The organism is Cyanobium sp. LEGE 06113 (genome assembly GCF_015207615.1).
In genome coordinates, this window is the sequence record NZ_JADEWM010000003.1 from 249,157 (window position 1) to 268,810 (window position 19,654).

18 protein-coding genes and 2 pseudogenes are annotated in these 19,654 nt (G+C 68.4%); 8 read left to right on the forward strand and 12 right to left on the reverse strand.

Annotated elements, in window-relative coordinates:
* Nucleotides 1-7 precede the first annotated feature (7 nt).
* A complete protein-coding gene (locus IQ220_RS07415) occupies nucleotides 8-538 on the forward strand; it encodes a hypothetical protein (RefSeq protein WP_186696621.1) in 531 nt (176 codons plus the stop codon).
* 34 nt (nucleotides 539-572) lie between these two features.
* Here IQ220_RS07415 and folE read toward each other — a convergent pair whose 3' ends face one another.
* The 6 genes and pseudogenes from folE to IQ220_RS07445 all read right to left on the reverse strand — a co-directional run bounded on the left by folE (nucleotide 573) and on the right by IQ220_RS07445 (nucleotide 5,899).
* Nucleotides 573-1,316, reverse strand: a complete 744-nt coding sequence (folE, locus tag IQ220_RS07420; RefSeq protein ID WP_186696620.1) for a GTP cyclohydrolase I — start codon at nucleotides 1,314-1,316, stop codon at nucleotides 573-575.
* Nucleotides 1,317-1,322: 6 nt separating this feature from the next.
* Nucleotides 1,323-2,033, reverse strand: a complete 711-nt coding sequence (locus IQ220_RS07425) for an SDR family oxidoreductase (protein ID WP_186696619.1) — start codon at nucleotides 2,031-2,033, stop codon at nucleotides 1,323-1,325.
* A gap of 79 nt (nucleotides 2,034-2,112) precedes the next feature.
* Nucleotides 2,113-3,101: pseudogene (locus IQ220_RS07430) on the reverse strand (acetyl-CoA carboxylase carboxyltransferase subunit alpha).
* Nucleotides 3,102-3,137: 36 nt separating this feature from the next.
* Nucleotides 3,138-4,187 carry a long-chain acyl-[acyl-carrier-protein] reductase gene (locus tag IQ220_RS07435; protein ID WP_193914049.1) on the reverse strand — a complete coding sequence of 350 codons (1,050 nt, stop codon included), beginning with the start codon at nucleotides 4,185-4,187 and terminating at the stop codon, nucleotides 3,138-3,140.
* A 61-nt stretch (nucleotides 4,188-4,248) separates the two neighbouring features.
* Nucleotides 4,249-4,992: an aldehyde oxygenase (deformylating) gene (locus IQ220_RS07440; RefSeq protein WP_228008975.1), complete on the reverse strand. Its 744-nt coding sequence runs from the start codon at nucleotides 4,990-4,992 to the stop codon at nucleotides 4,249-4,251.
* A gap of 94 nt (nucleotides 4,993-5,086) precedes the next feature.
* On the reverse strand, nucleotides 5,087-5,899 hold the full coding sequence (locus IQ220_RS07445; protein WP_186696616.1) for a creatininase family protein: 813 nt from the start codon (nucleotides 5,897-5,899) through the stop codon (nucleotides 5,087-5,089).
* A gap of 149 nt (nucleotides 5,900-6,048) precedes the next feature.
* On the opposite strand from IQ220_RS07445, the gene IQ220_RS07450 reads away from it, so the two are divergent.
* The 3 genes and pseudogenes from IQ220_RS07450 (at nucleotide 6,049) to pgeF (ending at nucleotide 9,071) form a co-directional block, all read left to right on the forward strand.
* The gene (locus IQ220_RS07450; RefSeq protein WP_193914051.1) at nucleotides 6,049-7,311 is read left to right on the forward strand and encodes a S1 RNA-binding domain-containing protein; all 1,263 of its coding nucleotides are present in this window, start codon (nucleotides 6,049-6,051) and stop codon (nucleotides 7,309-7,311) included.
* A pseudogene (locus IQ220_RS07455) lies at nucleotides 7,308-8,275 on the forward strand (Tab2 family RNA-binding protein). The gene IQ220_RS07450 and the pseudogene IQ220_RS07455 overlap by 4 nt, the downstream one beginning before the upstream one ends.
* Nucleotides 8,268-9,071, forward strand: coding sequence for a peptidoglycan editing factor PgeF (gene pgeF, locus IQ220_RS07460; protein ID WP_193914053.1), 804 nt, complete (start codon nucleotides 8,268-8,270; stop codon nucleotides 9,069-9,071). The pseudogene IQ220_RS07455 and the gene pgeF overlap by 8 nt, the downstream one beginning before the upstream one ends.
* A gap of 41 nt (nucleotides 9,072-9,112) precedes the next feature.
* Here the strand turns inward: pgeF and IQ220_RS07465 are convergent, their stop codons facing one another.
* Nucleotides 9,113-10,798 carry an FAD-binding domain-containing protein gene (locus tag IQ220_RS07465; protein ID WP_193914055.1) on the reverse strand — a complete coding sequence of 562 codons (1,686 nt, stop codon included), beginning with the start codon at nucleotides 10,796-10,798 and terminating at the stop codon, nucleotides 9,113-9,115.
* A gap of 62 nt (nucleotides 10,799-10,860) precedes the next feature.
* Here IQ220_RS07465 and IQ220_RS07470 point away from each other — a divergent pair, with 62 nt between their 5' ends.
* Entirely contained in the window at nucleotides 10,861-11,223 is a 363-nt protein-coding gene (locus IQ220_RS07470; protein ID WP_193815814.1) for an AbrB family transcriptional regulator, read from the forward strand.
* A 4-nt stretch (nucleotides 11,224-11,227) separates the two neighbouring features.
* On the opposite strand, the gene IQ220_RS07475 is transcribed toward IQ220_RS07470, so the two are convergent.
* Nucleotides 11,228-12,907, reverse strand: coding sequence for an NAD(P)/FAD-dependent oxidoreductase (locus tag IQ220_RS07475; protein WP_193914057.1), 1,680 nt, complete (start codon nucleotides 12,905-12,907; stop codon nucleotides 11,228-11,230).
* 136 nt (nucleotides 12,908-13,043) lie between these two features.
* Here IQ220_RS07475 and IQ220_RS16030 point away from each other — a divergent pair, with 136 nt between their 5' ends.
* Both IQ220_RS16030 and IQ220_RS07480 read left to right on the forward strand, forming a co-directional pair.
* Nucleotides 13,044-13,172 (forward strand): hypothetical protein, encoded by a 129-nt coding sequence (locus IQ220_RS16030; protein ID WP_255510870.1) that lies wholly within the window; start codon nucleotides 13,044-13,046, stop codon nucleotides 13,170-13,172.
* A 67-nt stretch (nucleotides 13,173-13,239) separates the two neighbouring features.
* Nucleotides 13,240-14,013 (forward strand): MBL fold metallo-hydrolase, encoded by a 774-nt coding sequence (locus IQ220_RS07480; protein WP_193914059.1) that lies wholly within the window; start codon nucleotides 13,240-13,242, stop codon nucleotides 14,011-14,013.
* A gap of 46 nt (nucleotides 14,014-14,059) precedes the next feature.
* Here the strand turns inward: IQ220_RS07480 and ppsA are convergent, their stop codons facing one another.
* Entirely contained in the window at nucleotides 14,060-16,513 is a 2,454-nt protein-coding gene (gene ppsA, locus IQ220_RS07485; RefSeq protein ID WP_193914061.1) for a phosphoenolpyruvate synthase, read from the reverse strand.
* A gap of 202 nt (nucleotides 16,514-16,715) precedes the next feature.
* On the opposite strand from ppsA, the gene IQ220_RS07490 reads away from it, so the two are divergent.
* Nucleotides 16,716-17,111 (forward strand): hypothetical protein, encoded by a 396-nt coding sequence (locus IQ220_RS07490; RefSeq protein WP_186696610.1) that lies wholly within the window; start codon nucleotides 16,716-16,718, stop codon nucleotides 17,109-17,111.
* Nucleotides 17,112-17,177: 66 nt separating this feature from the next.
* Here IQ220_RS07490 and IQ220_RS07495 read toward each other — a convergent pair whose 3' ends face one another.
* Genes IQ220_RS07495 through ilvB form a run of 3 tightly spaced genes read right to left on the reverse strand, consistent with a single transcriptional unit; the run spans nucleotide 17,178 to nucleotide 19,563 of the window.
* Nucleotides 17,178-17,405: a GIVxVP protein gene (locus IQ220_RS07495; RefSeq protein WP_193914063.1), complete on the reverse strand. Its 228-nt coding sequence runs from the start codon at nucleotides 17,403-17,405 to the stop codon at nucleotides 17,178-17,180.
* Nucleotides 17,402-17,845, reverse strand: a complete 444-nt coding sequence (locus tag IQ220_RS07500) for a hypothetical protein (protein WP_228008976.1) — start codon at nucleotides 17,843-17,845, stop codon at nucleotides 17,402-17,404. The genes IQ220_RS07495 and IQ220_RS07500 overlap by 4 nt, the downstream gene beginning before the upstream one ends.
* Nucleotides 17,776-19,563 carry a biosynthetic-type acetolactate synthase large subunit gene (gene ilvB, locus IQ220_RS07505; protein ID WP_370561810.1) on the reverse strand — a complete coding sequence of 596 codons (1,788 nt, stop codon included), beginning with the start codon at nucleotides 19,561-19,563 and terminating at the stop codon, nucleotides 17,776-17,778. The genes IQ220_RS07500 and ilvB overlap by 70 nt, the downstream gene beginning before the upstream one ends.
* Nucleotides 19,564-19,654: the final 91 nt, after the last annotated feature.

Genomic DNA, 19,654 nt, shown 5'->3' on the forward strand with positions numbered 1-19,654 from the left:
CAAGCCCATGCTGTCTCCGCAAGCGTTGCGCCAGGCCGGCCTCGCCGCGCTGCTGGTGCTGAGCGGCATGTCCAGCCAGGCCCAGGACCTGGTGGGATGCCAGCTCCTCGATGGGCAACTCTCCTGTGTGCCTGGGGTCAGCACCGATCCCGAGGCCCAGATCCGGGCTCTGCGCCGGCAGATCGCCGGCACCATCAGCCAGGAGGATGCGGTGGAACAGAGCATCAAGGGCCTGGAATCCCTGGAGCTGGCGGGCGAGGCCAGCGAGGGAGCCCTGCTCCAGGCGGTGGCCGATGCCGATGCCCTGGCGGCGCTGCCCGCTTCGGCCTACCACTGGTATCGCCTGGCGCCGGATGACAGCACCTGGCTGTTGATCAGCACGGCCGCAGGCCCCACCTATCGGCTCCAGCCTGAGGATGTGGGCCGGGAGGTGATGCTCGTGATCAGCGTGGATGGCGGGGCTGGCCGTTCCGAATCGACGGCGAAGCCAGCTAGCCGCCGGCAGGCCAGCCCGCCGGTGGGGCCGATTCGACCCTGAGCACGCCTCAGCTGAGAGGCCCTGCGGCTCGGGCTCAGGTGGAGAGAACGGATTCCTGCTGTTTCACGAGCTCAAAGAATTCGGACTTGAGGCTCGGGTCATGGCGGAAATCTCCGCGGACGATGGAGTTCACCATGCTGGTCTGGGGTTCTTTAACCCCACGCCACTTCATGCAGTAATGCTGGGCCTTCACCAGAATTGCCAGGCCCTGGGGCTTGCAGAGGCGCTCGATTTCATCAGCCAGGATCATCACGGCTTCTTCCTGGATGTGCGGCCTGGAGAACACCCAGTCGGCCACGCGGGAGAATTTGGACAGGCCAATCACCTGATCGCCGGGCTTGATCCCGATCCAGCAGTTGCCGAGAATCGGCACCAGGTGGTGGGAGCAGGCCGAACGCACAGAAATGGGGCCAACGGTGTAGATCTCATCCAGCTTCTTCACGTTGGGGAAGCTGGCGATCTTGGGCTGGTGGTGGTAGCGACCCTTGAACACCTCGTGCAGGTACATGCGCGCCACGCGCTCCGCGGTTTCCTCGGTGTTGTGGTCGTTGTCGATATCGATCACGAGGCTGCGCAGCAGTTCGCGCACCTTGCCCGCCACTTCGATCTCAAGCTGATCGAGCTCACCATCCTGCAGGTGATTGGCGATGTTGTCGTTGGCAAAGAAGGACACACCCTCCTTCTCGAGGCGATCCCGAATCCGCAGGGAAATGGGCGTGGGAGCGGTGTTCGGTGCCGAGCCGCTGGCACTGAGGCTGGAAGGGAACGTGGACGTCATAGGAGTTCAGAGCGCGCCGGCGGCCGGCATAAGGGTCAGATCGTCCACCACCTGGGTGGCGGGCTGTTGGGCCAGGTACAGCAGGGCATCGGCGGCCCGCTCGGAATCAAGCATGGCATGGCGATCGAATGAACTGTGGACGGTTTCACTGTCCCAGAGGGGAGTATTCACCGCACCCAAGGTGAGCGTGCTGACGCGAATGCCGTGTTCACGCTCTTCGACAGCCAGGCAGCGGCTGAGCGAAGCCAGGGCCGCCTTGCTGACGCAATAGGCGCCCCAGTCGGGGAAAGCCTGATGCGCGGCATGGCTGCTCACGTTGATGATCAATCCCCCTCCCCGGGCCCGCAGTCGAGGCACCAGGCACTGGCAGACCTGGAACACCGCCGTGAGATTGAGCTGCAGAAGCTGCTGCCACTGGGCCAGGGCCATGGTGGTCAGAGCCCCGGTGCAGGCCATGCCCGCATTGTTGATCACCACATCTGGTTCGAGTCCCCGGGAGCAGAGATCCGCCAGGCCCGCTGCCACGCGCTCGGGCTGGCCGAGATCGATGGGCTCGACCTCTACCCGCTGGCCCAGGGCAGCCAGCTCAGCCGCCTGCTCAGCCAGGGCCTGGCCGTCGCGAGCCAGCAGCAGCAGATCGAAACCTGCTGCCGCAAACCGCCGAGCTGCTGCAGCCCCAATCCCTCGGGACGAGCCTGTGATCAGAACTGTGGGCAAGGGGGGCGGGGCGACGACGGCTCGGAAGGTTGGAGACCGAGGACCTCGGTGAGGACCTTCCAGGCGATTGACTCAAACCTTAAGAGCGGAGCGAGCGCTCTGGGGCACCTGATTCCAGCACCTGGCCCATGCGGCGAAACTTCTCGTAGCGCGCCTGCTGCAGAGCGGCTGCGTCCAGGCTGCTCAGCTGGCCGAGGTGATCGAGCAGGGCGGCCTTGAGCGTGTCGGCTGCCTGCAGGGGCGCCCAGTGGTTGCCGCCGGAGGGTTCCGGTAACACCTGATCCACAATTCCGAGCCTGAGCAGATCTGATCCGGTGATCTTCAGGGCCTCAGCGGCCTCGGGAGCCTTGCCGGCGTCGCGCCACAGGATCGAGGCGCAGGCCTCCGGGGACGCCACGGTGTAGACGCTGTGCTCAAACATCAGCAGCCGATCGGCCACGCCGATGCCGAGCGCACCGCCGGATCCCCCCTCCCCGATCACCGTGGCCAGGATCGGCACCCGCAGCCGGAACATCTCGCGCAGGTTCACGGCAATCGCCTCGCCCTGGCCCTGTTCCTCAGCCAGCACACCGGCATAGGCGCCAGGGGTGTCGATGAAGCTGAGGATCGGCAGTCGGAAGCGGTCGGCATGCTCCATCAGGCGCATCGCCTTGCGATAGCACCGGGGGAGGCCATTCCGAAGTTGCGGGCCACGTTCTCCTTGGTGTCCCGTCCCTTCTGGTGGCCCAGCAGCATCACGCTGATGCCGTTCACCCGGCCCACACCGCCCACCAGCGCCCGGTCGTCGGAGCCGCGGCGGTCGCCATGAAGCTCCAGGAAGCTGTCAGTGATCAGCTGGATGTAGTCGAGCGTGCTGGGCCGCTGGGGGTGACGGGCCACCTGGATCTTCTGGGCGGCACTGAGGCCGTCGAAGATCTCCTTGCGGCGTCTGGTGGCCAGGGTTTCCAGCTGCAGCAGCTGCTGGCTCACATCCACCTCCGAATCGCGGGCCAGCTGGCGGATCTGCTCGATCTGATCCTCCAGTTCCACCAGAGGTTTCTCGAATTCGAGCAGAGCGCGGCGTGCCATGGGGTGGCTGGGGATCGGGGAGGATGAACGCCCTGGTCAGGCGATCGAAAGGGCGGGCGACGAGGAGCTGGCCGGCTCCAGGCCCAGGGATTTGAAGCCGTGGCGCAGGGAGGCCTCGCCGATCAGGTCCATGGCGGCCAGGTTGATGTTGTTGCGCCCCCAACTGAAGTTGGTGTGGATGTCCTCGAAGTCGAGCAGCATGGCCTCGGCGAAGCAGGCAAACATCTGCCGCTCCGGCACCGCCATCTCGGCCAGCTCCATCATCTGCCAGCCGATGTCCTGCCAGAACTCCACGATGCCTCCCTTGAGCACGTGGATGCCGGCGGCGGCGGCCTTGGTGTCGAGGTTCTTGGGGTAACCGCCGTCGATCATCAGGCAGGGACGCTTGAGGCTGTCCGTGTCGATGGTGAGGCTCTGGGGCAGGCTGGCCACCCAGACCACCACGTCGGCCTCCGGCAGGGCCTCCTCCAGGGGAAGGATCCTGCCTTCTCCCAGGCTCTCTTGCAGCGCCACCAGGGGCTGGGGCCGCCTGGCCACCAGCAGCAGCTCGCCAACGCCCGTGCGCTGCAGCCAGCGACAGACGGCACTGCCGATGTCGCCGCTGGCGCCCACCACGGCCACCTTGGCCCTGGCCAGGTCAATGCCCAGTTTCGGGGCGTTGCGTTCCACCTGCTGGCAGATCACCCAGGCTGTGTGGGTGTTGCCGGTGGTGAAGCGCTGCCAGTCGAGCTGAACGGCACTGATGCGTTCTTCACGCAGCAGATTCAGATCTTCGAAAATGATGGAGGTGAAACCACCGAGGGCCGTGATGTCAATGCCGGAGCGTTGCACCAGCTCCATGGCCTTGAGCACCTTGCGCTTGGCCGTCTTGAAACGACGCAACATCTCTGGCACGAACACCGAATCGATGTAGGCGCCCTTGATCACCTTGCCGGTTCGACTGGTCACCTCCACGTGCTCGACGAGCTGGGGAGGCGCTGAACACCACATGTCGAGGTCCCCATCGGCGAACTCGTCAAATCCAAGGGAGCGAGCCTTGGCCCTGGCCTCCTCAAAGCTGGTGGAGTGCCCGATGAGGCCGAACATGCGCAGAGATGGAGGATGTCGCGGACGCTACATCCTCCCATGGGGTGTGTGGGGCAGCGCGTCAGCCGACCAGAGCAGCAGCGGCCAGCTTGGCAATTTCGCGGCCGGTGAAGCCGATGTCCATCAGGGCTTCCTGGTAGGAACTGAGGAAATCGGCCATCAGATCTTCCTTGTCCATCAGCAGCACGGCGGCGTCATCGGCCACCTGATCGAGCATCTTGCGCACCAGAGGCAGATTCTCCCGGTTGGCCTGCTCGAGCTCCTCGCGCACGGTGTCCAGATTGGCCTTGAGCCACTCCTGGCCGTAGTTGAGGTGGGTGTACTCATCCTTGACCACCCCCTCGGTGATGCGGCGGGCGAAGGGGTCAGCCACCGGGATGTAGATGTGGTAGGCCGAAATGGCGAAGGCTTCGATCAGGATGGCCTGAATCAGCAGACAGGTGGTGACCTTGCCTTCCGCCAGTGCCTTCTGGAAGTTGCTGTGCAGCGGGGAGAAGAATTCCTTGGCGAACGGCATGTCCGCCGTGACGCTCAAATTGTTGGCACAGGCGGTGAAGCCCTTCATGTGCTTCAGCTCCATGCGGGCCAGTTTGGCCAGCTCATCGGCCTGGTCAGGAATCAGGGTGCCCAGGGAGATGTAGTTGTCGTGGGCTTCCTGCTCACCCTCGATCACGATGGCATTGATGCGGCTGTAGGCGTCCTTGTAGGTGGAGCTGGCGAAATCCGGCAGACCGTCGGCCGGAGCCTGGCCGCTGCCGGCGGCACTGGTGGTTTCGATGACAGCAGGGTGGGCGACAGATGCCATAGGGGCCGCAGGTCAAGCAATCGCCAGACTGTAACCACCTTGGGTGGAACTGGGCCCAGCGGTTGTCCGAACAGCCACCCCGGGCCTGCCCTGTTCAGGCCCCCGCCCGTTGCCTCTGCGGGGGAACGGGCGGCCAGTCGCTGGCCAGCAGGGACTCCAGCCGGCGCGTCCACCCGTCCACCAGGCGCTCGAACAGGTCGGCCCCCAGGGCCGCCGTGGCCCCCTGGCTGTCACCGATCACGCCGCTGCTGGTGAGGTCGTGGCTCAGCCAGGCGCAGGGTGCCGCCCCCTCCAGGCTCCAGCCCTCGGGGGGCGTCGGTCCATCCACGCCATCGCGGGGGCGCTCGGGTCCCACCAGTTCGGGGGCGAGATGCAGCATCAGGCTGGTTTCCGCCAGACCGGCATGGAGGCCCTGCAGCCGTTCGGCCTGGGGCAACAGCGGGCCCAGCCCCTCCGGCCCGCTCCACAGGAAGCAGGGCAACACGGCCATCTGGGGCGCGGCGGCCCGCAATTGCCGCGCTGCCGCCTGCAGCAGGGCGATCTGGCCGCCGTGGCCGTTCAGCAGCACCAGCCTGCGGAATCCGGCAGCAGCGAGTTGCTGGCCGATGCCCTGCACCAGCTCCACCACGAGGCTGGCCGGCAGGCTCAGGGTGCCGGGGAAGCCGAGGTGCTCCGGCGAGAACCCCAGGGACTGGAGCGGCAGCCGCCAGATCGGCCGATCGTCCGGCAGCCGGGCCAGCACCGCCTCCACCAGGCGCTCAGCGAAGACGGCATCGGTGCCGAGGGGCAGCTGGGGGCCGTGCTGCTCCACAGCGCCCCAGGGCCAGACCACGGTGCTGCCCTTGCGAGCCCCCGCCCGCTGCAGCGCGGGCCAGGTCAGAGCCATCAGTTCGCGCTGCAGGGGCATGGGGGATGGCTGGGGTCGGAATGAAGGGGCGCGTGGTGTGGCATCGGGGCGGGGCATTGGAGCGGGGCATCGGGGCGGGGCGGCCCTGACGCACACCGAATCCCCATGAATCCGATCTCTACAGTGTGCTGCGCTCAGCAGCCGCACCGATGGCCGGATCAGGCAACAGCTCGCCCGCCCCGTCCTCCCGGCCCGTGCCGCCGAGGCCGCCCCGTTCTGGCGCGGAGCCCCCCCAGCGCAAGCCCCCCCAGGTGTTGCTGATCAAGAAGGATCAGCCCGCGGCTCCGGTTCCTGCCGCTGCGCCGGCAGCTGGCCAGCAGGCGCCAGCCAGCCCTCGGGCTGCAGCCCCGGTCCACCCGCCCCAGAGCCAGCCCCCGGCAGCCCCGCGGACGGACGACGAGCTGTTTGACCTGGGGGGGATGGAGGGTCTCACCATGGCCGACCTGCTGGGGCCCGATGGCTCCCGCCAGGGGCGCCCCCGAGCCGCCGAGTCCGCTGATCGTCCCGTCAGCCGCAGCGTCGATGAGTTCGACTTTGATGAGCAGGCCTTTCTCGCCGCCCTTGACGAGCAAGACTTCGTGGGCTCCACCGGTGAGGTGGTGACGGGTGTGGTGGTGGGCCTCGAGAGCGATGGTGTCTATGTGGACATCGGCGGCAAGGCTCCCGGCTTCATGCCCAAGAAGGAGGCCGCCCTGGGCGTGATCACCAATCTCAAGGAGCGCTTCCCCAGCGGCACGGCCGTGGAGGTGCTGGTGACCCGGGAGCAGAACGCCGACGGCATGGTCACCGTGAGTGCCCGGGCCCTGGCCCTGCGCCACAGCTGGGAGAAGGTGAGGGCGCTCGAGAAGGACGGCAAAGTGGTGCAGGTGAAGGTGAGCGGCTTCAATCGTGGCGGTGTGACCTGCGATCTCGAGGGGCTGCGGGGCTTCATCCCGCGCTCCCAGCTCGTGGAGGGAGAGAACCACGAGGCCCTGGTGGGCAAGACCCTGGGTGTCACCTTCCTGGAGGTGAATGCCGAGACCCGCAAGCTGGTGCTTTCGGAGAAGAAGGCGGCCACGGCGGCGCGCTTCAGCCAGCTGGAAGTGGGTCAGCTGGTGGAGGGCGTGGTGGTGTCGGTGAAGCCCTACGGCTTCTTTGTGGATCTGGGCGGCATCAGCGGACTGCTGCACGCCAGCTGCATCACCGGTGCCGACCTGCGCGATCTGCGCCAGGCCTTCAGCCAGGGCGAGCGGCTCTGCGCCCTGGTCACCGACCTCGACCCCGGGCGCGGTCGCATTGCCCTGAACACGGCCCTGCTGGAGGGCCAGGCCGGCGAGCTGCTGGCGGACAAACAGCGGGTGATGGAGGAGGCTGCCGACAGGGCCAACCGGGCCCGTTCCCAGCTGCGCCAGCAGGAGCAGGCAGCCGGATGAGCGATCTGAACCCTCCAATACCTGCCGCTTCGGCCCCACCCCCATCGCCTGAGTCGGCGGCCCTCGCCTCGGCGGCCGCTGGCTCGGCGATCGGCCCCGATTGGGAGCTCGATTTCTATTCCCGTCCGATCCTGGATCCCGAGGGCAAAAAACGCTGGGAGCTGCTGATCTGCTCCACCCCCGAGGTGGGTGAGGACGGCGCTGCGGCCAGTGACAGCTTTCGCTGGGTGCGGACCTGCCCGGCCTCCAGCGTGAATTCGATCTGGCTGAGGGAGGCCCTGCAGGCGGCCCAGGCCGATGCGACGGCCGCTGGAGTGGCGCCGCCGCGGCGGCTGCGCTGCTGGCGGGCCTCGATGCGCACCATGGTGCAGCGGGCCGCCGAGGGCCTGGGGCTGGACCTCATCCCCAGCCGCCGCACCTATGCCCTGGTGGGTTGGCTGCAGCAGCGCGAGCGGGAGGTCTATCCCCAGCAGGAGGGCTACCTGGCCGGTCCCCTGGCACCGCCGCCCCAGGCCGTGCGTCCGGTGCCGGTGCCCCTGCCCGAGGCGCCCGAGGTGACAGCTGGGCCTGGGCCAGCCTGCCGGTGAGTGCCCTGGCCGGGGCGAAGGCCTGGGACAGCGGCTTTTCGGGCCTGGTGCCCCTGCCGGAGGCCGCCGCCGCTGACGCTGGCGTGCCGGGTCTGCGCCTGTTCAGCTCCAGCCGCGCCCTGGCGGTGGCGGGCTGGCTGGCTGGCCTCGAGCCGGTGCGCCTGGAGATCGTGGGCACCCAGCTGGTGCTGGAAGCGGGCATGGATGATCGCTGGCTGCTGGCCTCGTTGCCCGAGGCTGAGGCCGAGGCGGCGGCCCAGGCCTTCGCCAGTTCGCGGCAGCAGGCAGCGGGCCTGCAGTTCATCGCCGTGCAGAGCCGCGAGAGCGATCAGCGCTTCGAGGGCTTCTGGCTGCTGCGGGATCTGCCCGATGGCTGAGGCCGTGCCACCGCCGTTCGATCGGCCTGATGCGGGATTCAATCAACTGGCTGGCTGGACCTGGGTGGGCTGTTACGGCGGCTATTACCTGCAGGCCGACCTGCTGGAAGGCTTTGAGCATGGCTTCTTCACCCGCCAGTGGCAGGGCCGGATTCCCGAGGTGCTGGTGGGTTACCTCAGCGCCGGCGTCACGGTGCATCGACCCCAGCAGGTCCATGGAGCCCTGGTGCTGCCCGCCAGCGCGGCGGCGCTGGAGCCCTGGCCCGAGGCGGATGGGCTGGTCAGCGATGCCGCTGCCCAGAGCCTGTGGGTGTGCGGTGCCGACTGCACCCCCGTGCTGCTGGCCGACCCCCGCAGCGGCAGGGTGGCGGCCTGCCATGCCGGCTGGCGGGGCGTGGCGTCACGCATCCTGCCGGCTGCGGTGGCCCAGCTGGAGGCGGCCGGCAGCCGGGCGGCTGACCTGCGGGTGGCCCTGGGTCCCGCCGTGTCCGGCGAGTGCTATCAGGTGCGGCGCGAGGTGAGCGAACAGGTGGCCCTCAGCCTTGCGCCTGAACCGATCGCTGCGGCCCTGGAGGTTCTCCAGGCCTGTGGTGCCTTGCTGAACGATCCCCAGCCCGGCCACGACCGGCTCGACATCCGGGCGGCTGCCCAGGCCCAGCTGCTGCTCGGCGGCATCCCCGCCGAGCAGATCGCCACCTGTCCCCTCTGCACCGTGACCGAAACCGAGCTCTTCCACTCCTGGCGCCGTGACCAGGTCAAGGCGGTGCAGTGGAGCGGCATCGTGGCTCAGGGCTGATCCCTGGCTGGCTCCAGGCCGCCCGATTCGGGCCGCCCGGTTCAGTCTCCCCGCTCGCCGCCGAACAGCTCCAGTTGCTGCATGGTGCTGTTGCGCTGACGCCGGCTGGAACGGGGCCGTTCAGCAGGTGTGGGCCCGCCCATGAACCAGCTCTCCAGCGCGGCTTGCTGCTCTCTGTCCAGGCTGCCGGGATCGAGGCCTTCGGGAAACAGGGCCGGATGGCGCTCCTGGCACCAGTCGAGGCAGCTGCCGGGAATGCGGCTGGCCCCGAAGGGGGTCACATCGCTGGGCATGGCACTGAAGCCGCCGCGGCTCCATCCCTGGCGTCGCTGCTGCAGCCAGGCCAGGCGGTCTGCTCGGGCGCTGGTGTAGTCGAGCATCGGCGGTGGATAGTCGGCCATGGCAGGGGGCTGGCCCAGCTGGTCGTTGGTGAGGTCGGCGAGCTCCGGCAGCCAGCGACGCACGAACACCCCCTGGGGATCGCAGCGGTCCACCGCCAGCTGGCCGGGATGGTAGATGCGGGTCCAGGCTCCCTGGTCGCCCCGCTCACCGCCACTCTGCTGGCCGCCACCTGTGGTGACGCCCGCCTGCATCGCCCACTGGTAGTGATCGATGGGGCAGTCGCCATCGAGCAGATGGCGCATGTAGTGGAGAGCTCCGTAGCGCCAGTCGATGCCGCAGAGATTGGTGAGGAAGCTGGCGTGAATGGCCCGGCTGCGGAAGTTGAGCTCGTGCCAGCCGCCGGTGGACAGCAGACAACGGGAGGCGGCATCGACGATCGGGAAGCCGGTGCGCCCCTCCTGCCAGCGCCGATACAGCTCCTCCTGGCGGGCGTTGAGTCGGGTCTCCTGCTGGTGGCAGTGCCAGAGGGGCTCCAGTTCCAGCTGGGGGAGGTAGCGAAAGCGCTGGGCCATACCCGCCCCCCAGCGCAGCCGGCTCACCAGCTGCCGCCAGCTGCGCTGCTGGCCGCTGTCCCCCCGTTGCAGCGGCGCGATGGCATCGAGGCACTGGCGATGGCTCACCACCCCGAACTTGAGGTAGGGGCTGAGGCCGGAACTGGCGCGGGCAGCGGGGTAGCTGAGCTGCCAGTAGTAGCGCGACGACACGCCCTGGCTGCAGAACAGCTTCAGCCGCTTCAGGGCTGCTGCTGTGCCGGCCGGCGGCCGGGGTTTGCCATCGTCAAGCAGACCGAGGGCCGTCAGATTCGGGATGGACGAGGGGCGTCCGCCGGGATGGGGAGGGGTGCGCAGCCGGGTGGGAGCAGGCAGCGGTTTCTGCGCCATCGCCGCGTGCCAGGATCGCCGAAAATCGCTATAGGCCAGCAGTGGAGCGACTGCTCCCGGAGGCTCTATCCAATGGATGGGAATCCTGGCCTCTGCCAACATCCTATTGACGCGGGCATCGCGGACCCGGCCTACGATGCGCTCTGTGTCCACATGGGCCACAACGCCATCGGCGCCGTAGTCGCGGACAACCTGCAGGAGGGTGGTGGCTGGTTCGCCCCAGCGCACTTCCAGCCGTGACTGACGGGCTCTGAGATCCTGCTCAAGGCTGGCCAGGCTGTCCAGCATGACGGCCACACGGGCGGCCCCCGTTTCGGGATGCCTCAGCAGGGCAGGGTCCAGTATGAAAAGCGGTAAAACCCTTGCGCTGGAGCTGATATGACACAGGGCTGGATGATCGCTGAGCCGAAGATCCCGACGAAACCAGACAACCTGCAGAGTCATGATCGTTGCTTGCAATCGGTTGGGTTGAATGGTTAAGCTGTGATTAGTGCGATTCTGATTTCATGCTGACCGGAACAGACCTCCTCACCAAGGTCAAAGAGCTGGGCGATGTTGGTAAATCCGATCTCGTGAGAGCTTGCGGGTATGTGTCCACCAAGAAAGACGGCAGCGAGCGGCTGAACTTCACAGCGTTCTACGAAGCCCTTCTGAGTGCGAAGGGGGTGGATTTCGGTGCTGCTCCCTCCACCGGCAAGGGAGGGCGCAAGCTCAGCTTTTCCACCAAGGTACAGTTCAACGGCAACTTGATGGTGGGCAAGGCCTACACCGCTTTGCTCGGCCTCGAGCCCGGAGATGAATTCGAGATCAAGCTGGGTCGCAAGCAGATCCGTCTGGTGCCCCTCGGTGGTGAGGACGAGGACGAGTGACTGCTCAGGATTGAGCCACGGCCAGAGCCACCTGCTCAGCCAGTTTGATGCCGTCGATGGCGGCTGAAAGGATGCCGCCGGCATAGCCAGCCCCTTCACCTCCCGGGTAGAGCCCGGGGGTGTTGAGGCTTTCCAGGCTGGTGCGATCGCGTGGAATCCTCACCGGTGATGACGTGCGTGTTTCCACGCCGGTGAGCAGGGCACTGGAGCTGCAGAACCCCGCAAGCCTGGCCTCAAAGGCCGGTAGCGCTTCCCTGAGGGCCTCCAGCACATAGGGCGGCAGGCACCCACCCAGGTTGGCCCCACGCACCCCTGGCTGGTAGGAGGCAACCACGCCCGTGCTGCCCCCTTCGCCCTGTCCGTCTGGGTCGATGCCAGTGAGGAAGTCGGCAACGGTCTGGACCGGTGCCTGGTAGGTGCCTCCACCTGCGGCAAAGGCCAGCTGTTCCCAGTGCCTCTGGAAGGCCACCCCGGCCAGGGGGTCGTCTTCGAAGCGGCCGTAGGGCCGAAGATCCTCAAGTGTCACCGGCACCACCAGGCCGCTGTTGGCATTGCGCTCGTTGCGGGAGTGCTGGCTCATGCCATTGGTCACCACCGCGCCGGCCTCCGAGGTGGCCCCCACCACCAGGCCGCCCGGGCACATGCAGAAGCTGTAGACGCTGCGGCCTTTCAGGCCAGGCCCCCTGCAGTGATGCACCAGCTTGTACTCGGCGGCGCCCAGGCGGGGGTGGCCGGCGGCCTCGCCCCAGCGGGCCCGGTCGATCAGGGGCTGGGGATGCTCGATCCGCAGGCCGATGGCGAAGGGCTTGGGCTCCAGGGCGACGCCGCACTCCTCGAGCCTCAGGAAGGTGTCGCGGGCGCTGTGACCCACCGCCAAGACCACCGCAGAGGTGGTGATCGTGTGGCCATCGGCCAGTCTGACCCCTTGCACCCTGCGGCTGCCTGGGGCCAGCAGCAGCCCCTCCACCCTGCTGCCGAAGCGCACCTCCCCGCCGAGGGCCTCGATCCGCTGCCGCAGCCCCCGCACCACCGTCGCCAGCTTGAAGGTGCCGATGTGCGGGTGGTGCAGGGTGAGGATCTCCGGGTTGGCTCCTGCCGCCACCAGTTCCTCCAGCACCTTGCGGCAGTAGGGGAGGGGTTCGCTCACCTGGCTGTAGAGCTTGCCGTCGGAGAAGGTGCCGGCACCGCCCTCGCCGAACTGGGCATTCGACTCCGGGTTGAACGGCAGCTGGCCCTTCCAGAAGCCGAAGGTGTCGGCGCTGCGCTGCTTCACGGCCGGCCCCCGCTCCAGCAGCAGGGGGCGCAGCCCCATCTGGGCCAGCAGCAGGGCGGCGAAGTAGCCGCAGGGTCCGGCGCCCACCACCACGGGCCGGGTGGCGGCGCCGTTGCTGCCGCTGCCGGCGGGCAGCACGGGGTGATAGGCGCTGTCGGGGCTGGGCCTCAGGTGGGGATCGCCGCGGAAGCGCTGCAGCAGCCGCTCCTGCTCACGCTCACTGAGATCAAGCACCAGATCCAGGCTGTACACCAGCTGGATCGGCTTGCCGCGGCGTGCATCGACACTGCGCTTCACCAGGTGGTGGTCGCGCAGCTGGCCAGGCCTGAGCCGCAGTCGCCGGCAGATCGCCGCCGGCAGCTCGGCCTCTCCATGGTCCAGGGGCAGCTTCAGCTCACTCAGCCGCAGCAAGGGATCTCCTGGAGGGTGCTCCCGTTGTAGATCGGCCCGGTTCTGTTGCAATCGTGCCGCTCCGCCACCCTCCTCACCCGGCGCCCCTGCCATGGTGGGGACAACGCCGTGCCCATCAGGGACCTGCTCGCTGCCCATGGGTCTGGCCCACTGCCCTCTCTGTGTCGCCCTGGCGGTGCTCTGCGTGCTCCGCAGCGGCGCCCATGCCATGCAGCTCTGGCAGCTGAGGCCCGCTGCCGTGCCGCTGCCGATGCCAACCTCCTAGCGTCCGGGGGCAGGGGCTCAGGCGAGTCTGTGCACGTTCCCACCCCGATCTCGCAGCGCCTGCCTCCATGTCTTCCGTCCCCGAGGTCTGCGGACTCGAAGTCACCTACTTCGGTGCCAATGGCTGGTTGCTGCAGTTCGATCAGCTGAGGGTGCTGGTGGATCCCTGGCTCACCGGCACCCTGGAGTTCCCGCCGGGCCCGTGGTTGTTCCGCGGAGAGTTGCCCCGCCCCTGGCCCGCCCCGGAACGGCTGGATCTGCTGCTGCTCACCCAGGGCCTGCCCGACCACTGCCATCCCGCCAGCCTGGCGCTGCTGGATCTACAGCTGCCCGTGGTGGCCTCCCCCACGGCGGCCCGCCGCGCCCGGGAGCTGGGTTTTCAGCAGGTGACTGCCCTGGCACCAGGGCAGTCCCACAGCATCCAAGGGCTCACCATCCTTGCCACCGCAGGGGCCCCGGTGCCCCAGGTGGAGAACGGTTACCGGCTTGAGCATGCCGCCGGCAGCCTCTACCTCGAGCCCCACGGCTACCTCGATCCCAGCCTGGCGGCCGAACCCCTCGATGCGGTGATCACGCCGGTGGTGGACCTGGGCCTTCCCCTGGCAGGGGCCTTTGTGCGGGGCCGGCAGGTGTTGCCGCAGCTGCTGGAGCGGCTGCGGCCCTCCACCGTGCTGGCCAGCACGGCCGGTGGCGAGGTGCGTTTCGATGGCCTGCTCAGCCGCGCCCTCTGGCAGCGGGGCAGTGCAGCCGAGGCTGCCGGAGCCATCGCCGCCGTAGCTGAGCCTGCGCGCTTCATTGATCCGATTCCCGGCGAGTCCTACCGGCTGACGCGGCCGGGGTGATGGCCGTGCCGGGAGCGCCCCGGGCGAGTGGCTGGACGGAGACCCCTCAGCAGGCACCACTGCGGCCCGCCAGCTCGGCTTCGATCGCGGCCACGGCGATGCGGCTGCTGAGCACGGCATCGGGGTTGAGGCTGATCGAATCGATGCCCTCTTCCACCAGGAAGGCGGCGAAGTCGGGATGGTCGCTGGGGGCCTGACCGCAGAGGCCGATCTTGCGGCCGCAGCGGTGGGCCGTGCGGATCGCCAGCTGGATCATCGCCTTCACGGCGGCGTCGCGTTCGTCGAACAGGTCCGCCACCAGGGCTGAATCGCGATCCAGCCCCAGGGTGAGCTGGGTGAGGTCGTTGGAGCCGATCGAGAAGCCATCGAAGCGCTCGGCGAAGGCCTCGGCGCTGATCACGTTGCTGGGCAGTTCGCACATCACGTACACCTGCAGGCCGTGTTGGCCGCGCACCAGTCCGTGCTGCGCCATCTCGGCCAACACCCGATCCCCCTCCTCGGGGGTGCGGCAGAAGGGCACCATCGGAATCACGTTCACCAGCCCCATGGCCTGCCGCACCCGCCGCAGGGCACGGCACTCGAGGCCGAACGCCGCTCGAAAGGCCGGGGCGTAGTAGCGGGAGGCGCCGCGCCAGCCGAGCATCGGGTTGTCCTCGCGGGGTTCGAAGCCGCCGCCGCCCAGCAGTCGGGCGTACTCGTTGCTCTTGAAATCCGAGAAGCGAAGGATCACCGGTCGGGGGTAGAACGCCGCGGCAAGGCGCGCCATGCCCTGGGCCAGGCGATCCACGTAGTACTCACTGGCCTCGGCATAGCCAGCGGTGAGCCGGGCGATCGCCTGGCGCTCAGCGGCGTCCGTCACCCGTTCCGGCTCCAGCAGGGCCAGCGGATGCACCCGGATGTGGTTGGCGATGATGAACTCCAACCGGGCCAGCCCCACCCCGTCACAGGGGATGGCCGCCAGCTTGAAGGCCTCCTCGGGGTTGCCCACGTTCATCAGGATCTGGGTGCGGGTGGAGGGCAGGTTGTCCAGGGGGCTCTCCTCCACGCTGAAGGGCAGGGCGCCGCGGTACACCCGGCCCTGATCGCCCTCGCAGCAGCTGGCGGTGACCTCTTCCCCATCGGGGATGCGGCGGCTGCCGTCGCCGGTGCCGACGATGGCCGTGATCCCCATCTCGCGGGCAATGATCGCCGCGTGGCAGGTGCGGCCGCCCTGGTCGGTGATCACGGCGCTGGCCCGTTTGAGGATCGGCTCCCAGTCGGGATCGGTGCGCTCGGTGACGAGCACCTCCCCCGGGGAGAACCGGCCGATCTCGCCGGGATGGCTGAGGATCCGGGCCCGCCCGCTGCTCACCGAGGCGCCGATCGCTCTCCCCTGGGCGAGTGGCTCGGCGCTGTGGGGTGCCAGATTCCAGGTTTTCAACACCGCGGCTGATCGGCGGGATTCCACCGTTTCCGGCCGGGCCTGCAGGACGTACAGCGCACCGCTGCCGCCGTCCTTGGCCCACTCGATGTCCATGGGGGTGGGGGCACCCCGCTGGGCGCTGTAGTGGCGCTCGATCGCACAGGCCCAGCGGGCCAGCTGCAGGGCTTCGGCATCGCTGATGGCGAAGCGGCAGCGTTCCTGCTCCGGCACCGGCTGGGTGAGGGTGCTGGCATGGCCGGGCTCGGGGGCGCCGTCGCCGCTCGGAGGGGGGTCGGCGTAGACCATCCGGATCGCCTTGCTGCCCAGGCGCCGGTGCACGATCGCGTCGAATCCCTGCTCCAGGGTGGGCTTGAAGATCAGATATTCATCGGGGTTCACCGCGCCCTGCACCACCGTTTCCCCCAGGCCGTAGGCGGCGGTGAGCAGCACCGCGTCCCGGAACCCCGTCTCGGTGTCGATGCTGAACATCACGCCTGAGGCGGCCAGGTCGGAGCGCACCATCCGCTGCACGCCGATCGAGAGGGCCACTTCCAGATGCTCGAAGCCGTGGATCTGGCGATAGGAGATGGCGCGGTCGGTGAACAGGGAGGCGTAGCAGCGGCGGCAGGCGGCCAGCAGGGCCTGTTCCCCGCGCACGTTGAGGAAGGTGTCCTGCTGGCCCGCGAAGGAGGCCTGGGGCAGGTCTTCGGCCGTGGCGCTGGAGCGCACAGCCACCGCCGGCGGGGCGCCGCCGGGCTCCAGGGCTCGGAAGGCCTCCACAATCGCCTGCTGCAGATCTGGCGGCAGGGGGGAGCGCAGCAGCAGCGCCCTGCAGGCCGCGCCTGCGGCCTGCAGGGCGCCGAGATCACTGCTGTCGAGCCCATCCAGCAGGTCTTTGAGCTGGGGTTCGAGGCCGTTGACGGCGAGGAAGTGGCGGTAGGCGGCCGCCGTGGTGGCAAAGCCGCCGGGCACTTGCACCCCCTGGCTGCCGAGCTCCCGGATCATCTCTCCGAGGGAGGCGTTCTTGCCGCCCACCTGGGGCAGGGCCTTCAGATCCACCGCTGCCAGCGGCAGCACCAGGGGGTCGGCAGGGGCCATCAGCGGCGGTGCGGCTGAGCTGAATCTGGCCCGGATGGACAGTCTGCGCTCCGACTGTGAATGGGCCTAAAGACTGGGTGAGCCCGATTCCGGGTGGCACAGTGGAGTGATTCAGCACGCCCCACCCACGGTTTTCGTGTTTCGTTTCTCCCAGGCCGGCCCCGCCCTCAGCGCACGGATGCTTGCCACCACTGCTGCATCCGTGACCACCTCCCTGGCGGTGGCGCTGGCGGCAGCGACCTCCCTGGCTCCTGCGGCCCTGGCTCAGGCGGCCGCCAAGCCGGCCTCGATGGAGTTGATGAATGACATGGCCCTCGCCGCCGCGGTCAACGTGTGCGAGCTCGCCGTGGAGTCCAAGGTTCCGGTGGAACAGGTCGTGCTCTCCAACGCCAAGGCCATCACCTATGTGGTGACCAGCCGCTACGGCAGCCAGGTGGCCAACGCCGGAACGCTTCAGCCCGAGCAGATCGCCAATGGCGCGATCATTCAGGTGGTGGGCCGGGTGCGCCAGGGCTGCTATGCCAAACTCGCCGGCGCCGACAAGAAGTTTGTCGATGACGTGATCACTGAGTACTCCAACGCCGTTCAGAGGAACTAGTCCGGAGCCATCAGTCCAGAGCCATCAGTCCGGAGCCATCAGATCTGAGACGTTGTCTGACACGTTTCAGGACTGTTCTTCTGTTCGCTGACTGTCGCGGACGTTTTCCGCGGCGGGCTCCGGCAGCAGCTGGGCCAGCAGCCCGGAGCCCATCAGCAGGCCGCCCAGCACGGCGGCCAGGGTGCGGTTGTCGCCCCCTGGCCCGTCACTCCACACGGCAGCCGCCAGGAAGGCGCCCCCCAGCAGCAGGGTGGGCACCAGCACAACCCCCTTGGCGGTGCGATTCAGGCTCATGAGCTGCTCCGGCAGTCCTCGCCACCGTCCGGGTCAGGGGTGGCCAGGCCTCGCTGCACCAGGCTGGCACCCAGGTCGAGCTGGTCTGAGCCCTCTGGTGCCAGCCGGGTGACCCTGGCCAGCAGCATGCCATCGGCTGTGCCCATCGGCCGCAGGTTGACGCGGCTGCGGCGGGGCAGTTCGCTGCGCAGCCAGTCGGCGACTTCGGCCTGGCCAGAGGGGTCAATGCGGATGCAGGCGAGGGCCACGGTGTAGCTGCGGTTGCCGTCGCCCACCTGCAACTGGCCGTTGCCCCGCACCTGCAGCACCTCAGCAGCCTGGGCCGCGCTGGGCCAGAGCAGCCATCCGGCCAGAAGTGCCAGCAGCAGGCTCAGAGCTTGGCGCCACAGCTGGGGCAGAAGCGGTGGTCGCTGGCTGTACTGATGCCGCAGCTGTTGCATTGCCTGGTGGTGTCGATGGCGAGTTCGGGGTGGGAGGGGAGCCCCACCATCTGGGCATTGCTGGCGCCGGGGGGAACCATCGGGTAGCAGTTCTCGTTGCGGCGCACCTTCACATCGATGAAGGCCGGGCCGGGGTGGTCGAGGGCTTCCTGGAGTTGTTGGCGCAGGCTGGAGCGCTCGGTGATCAACACGCCGCGCACCCCGAAGGCCTCAGCCAGAGCTTCGAAGTTCGGCATCCCACCGGTCATTTCGGAGGCGGAATAGCGCTCGTCGTAGAAGCTCTCCTGCCACTGGCGCACCATCCCCTGCCAGCCGTTGTTGATCACCACCACCTTCACGGCCAGGTTGTACTGGGCCAGGGTGCCGAGCTCCTGGATGTTCATCAGGATCGAGGCATCGCCGGCCACACAGATCACCTGCTGGTCGGGGAAGGCGGTCTGCACGCCCATGGCCGCGGGCATGCCGTAACCCATCGTGCCCAGGCCGGCACTGCTGATCCAGCGGCGCGGTCCGTTGTGCAGGTACTGGGCCGCCCACATCTGATGCTGGCCCACATCGGTGCTGACGTAGGCACTGGGGGCCAGCTCCTGCAGGGCGATCATCACCTCCTGGGGGGCGATCTCACCCTCCGGAGCCGGCGTCACCAGGGGGTACTGGTGCTTCCAGCTGTCGATGCGCTCCAGCCAGGCCTCGGTGCGGCCCTGGGAGCGGTCGGTGCCGGAGCCGTCGACGCCGGCGGCCTGGAGCAGGCCTTCGAGCGCCTGGCGCACGTCACCCACGAGCGGCACATCGGGCACCCGGGTCTTGCCCACCTCAGCGGCGTCGATGTCGATGTGAATCACCTGGGCCCGTGGGGCGAAGCCATCCAGCCTGCCGGTCACCCGGTCATCGAAGCGGGCGCCCGTGGCGATCAGCAGGTCGCACTCGGTGACGGCGAAGTTGGCGTAGGCGGTGCCGTGCATGCCCAGCATGCCCACGGACAAGGGGTGGGTTTCATCGAAGGCGCCTTTGCCCATCAAGGTGGTGGTGACGGGCAGGCGGAAGGCCTCGGCCAGCTGGCGCACCTGGTCGTGGGCGCCACTGCTGATGGCGCCACCGCCCACATAGAGCAGGGGGCGGCGAGCCTGGCCGATCAGGTCCAGGGCCTGGTGGATCCGGTCGGGATCGGGCCGGGGGGGCAGGCGGAAGCCCGCCGGAATGGCCGTGCCGGGCTCCACGGGCACGTAGTCGAACTGTTCGGCGCCCACGTCCTTGGGCACGTCGATCAGCACCGGACCGGGCCGGCCGGTGGCGGCGATGAAGAAGGCCTCAGCCACGATGCGACCGATCTCGCGCGGATCGCGCACCACCCAGGAGTGCTTCACGATCGGCAGGGTGATGCCGAAGATGTCGGTTTCCTGAAAGGCGTCGGTGCCGATCGAGGCCCGTGGCACCTGGCCGGTGATCACCACCATGGGCACCGAGTCCATGTGGGCGGTGGCGATGCCCGTGACCAGATTGGTGGCCCCGGGCCCGGAGGTGCCGAAACACACGCCCACCTTGCCGGTGGCGCGGGCGTAGCCGTCGGCGGCATGGGTGCCCCCCTGCTCGTGGCGCACCAGGATGTGCTTGAGCCAGCCGCGGCTCTCGGCCTGGTGCAGCTCGTCGTAGATGGGCAGGATCGCCCCGCCGGGGTAGCCGAAGATGTGCTCCACCCCATGGCGGTGCAGGGCATCCATCAGGGCATAGCCGCCTGTCACCCGCTGGCTGCGCCGGCCGCCCTCACTCTCAGCCAGCGCGGCTGGGGCGGGAGCGGACTGGGCCGCAGAG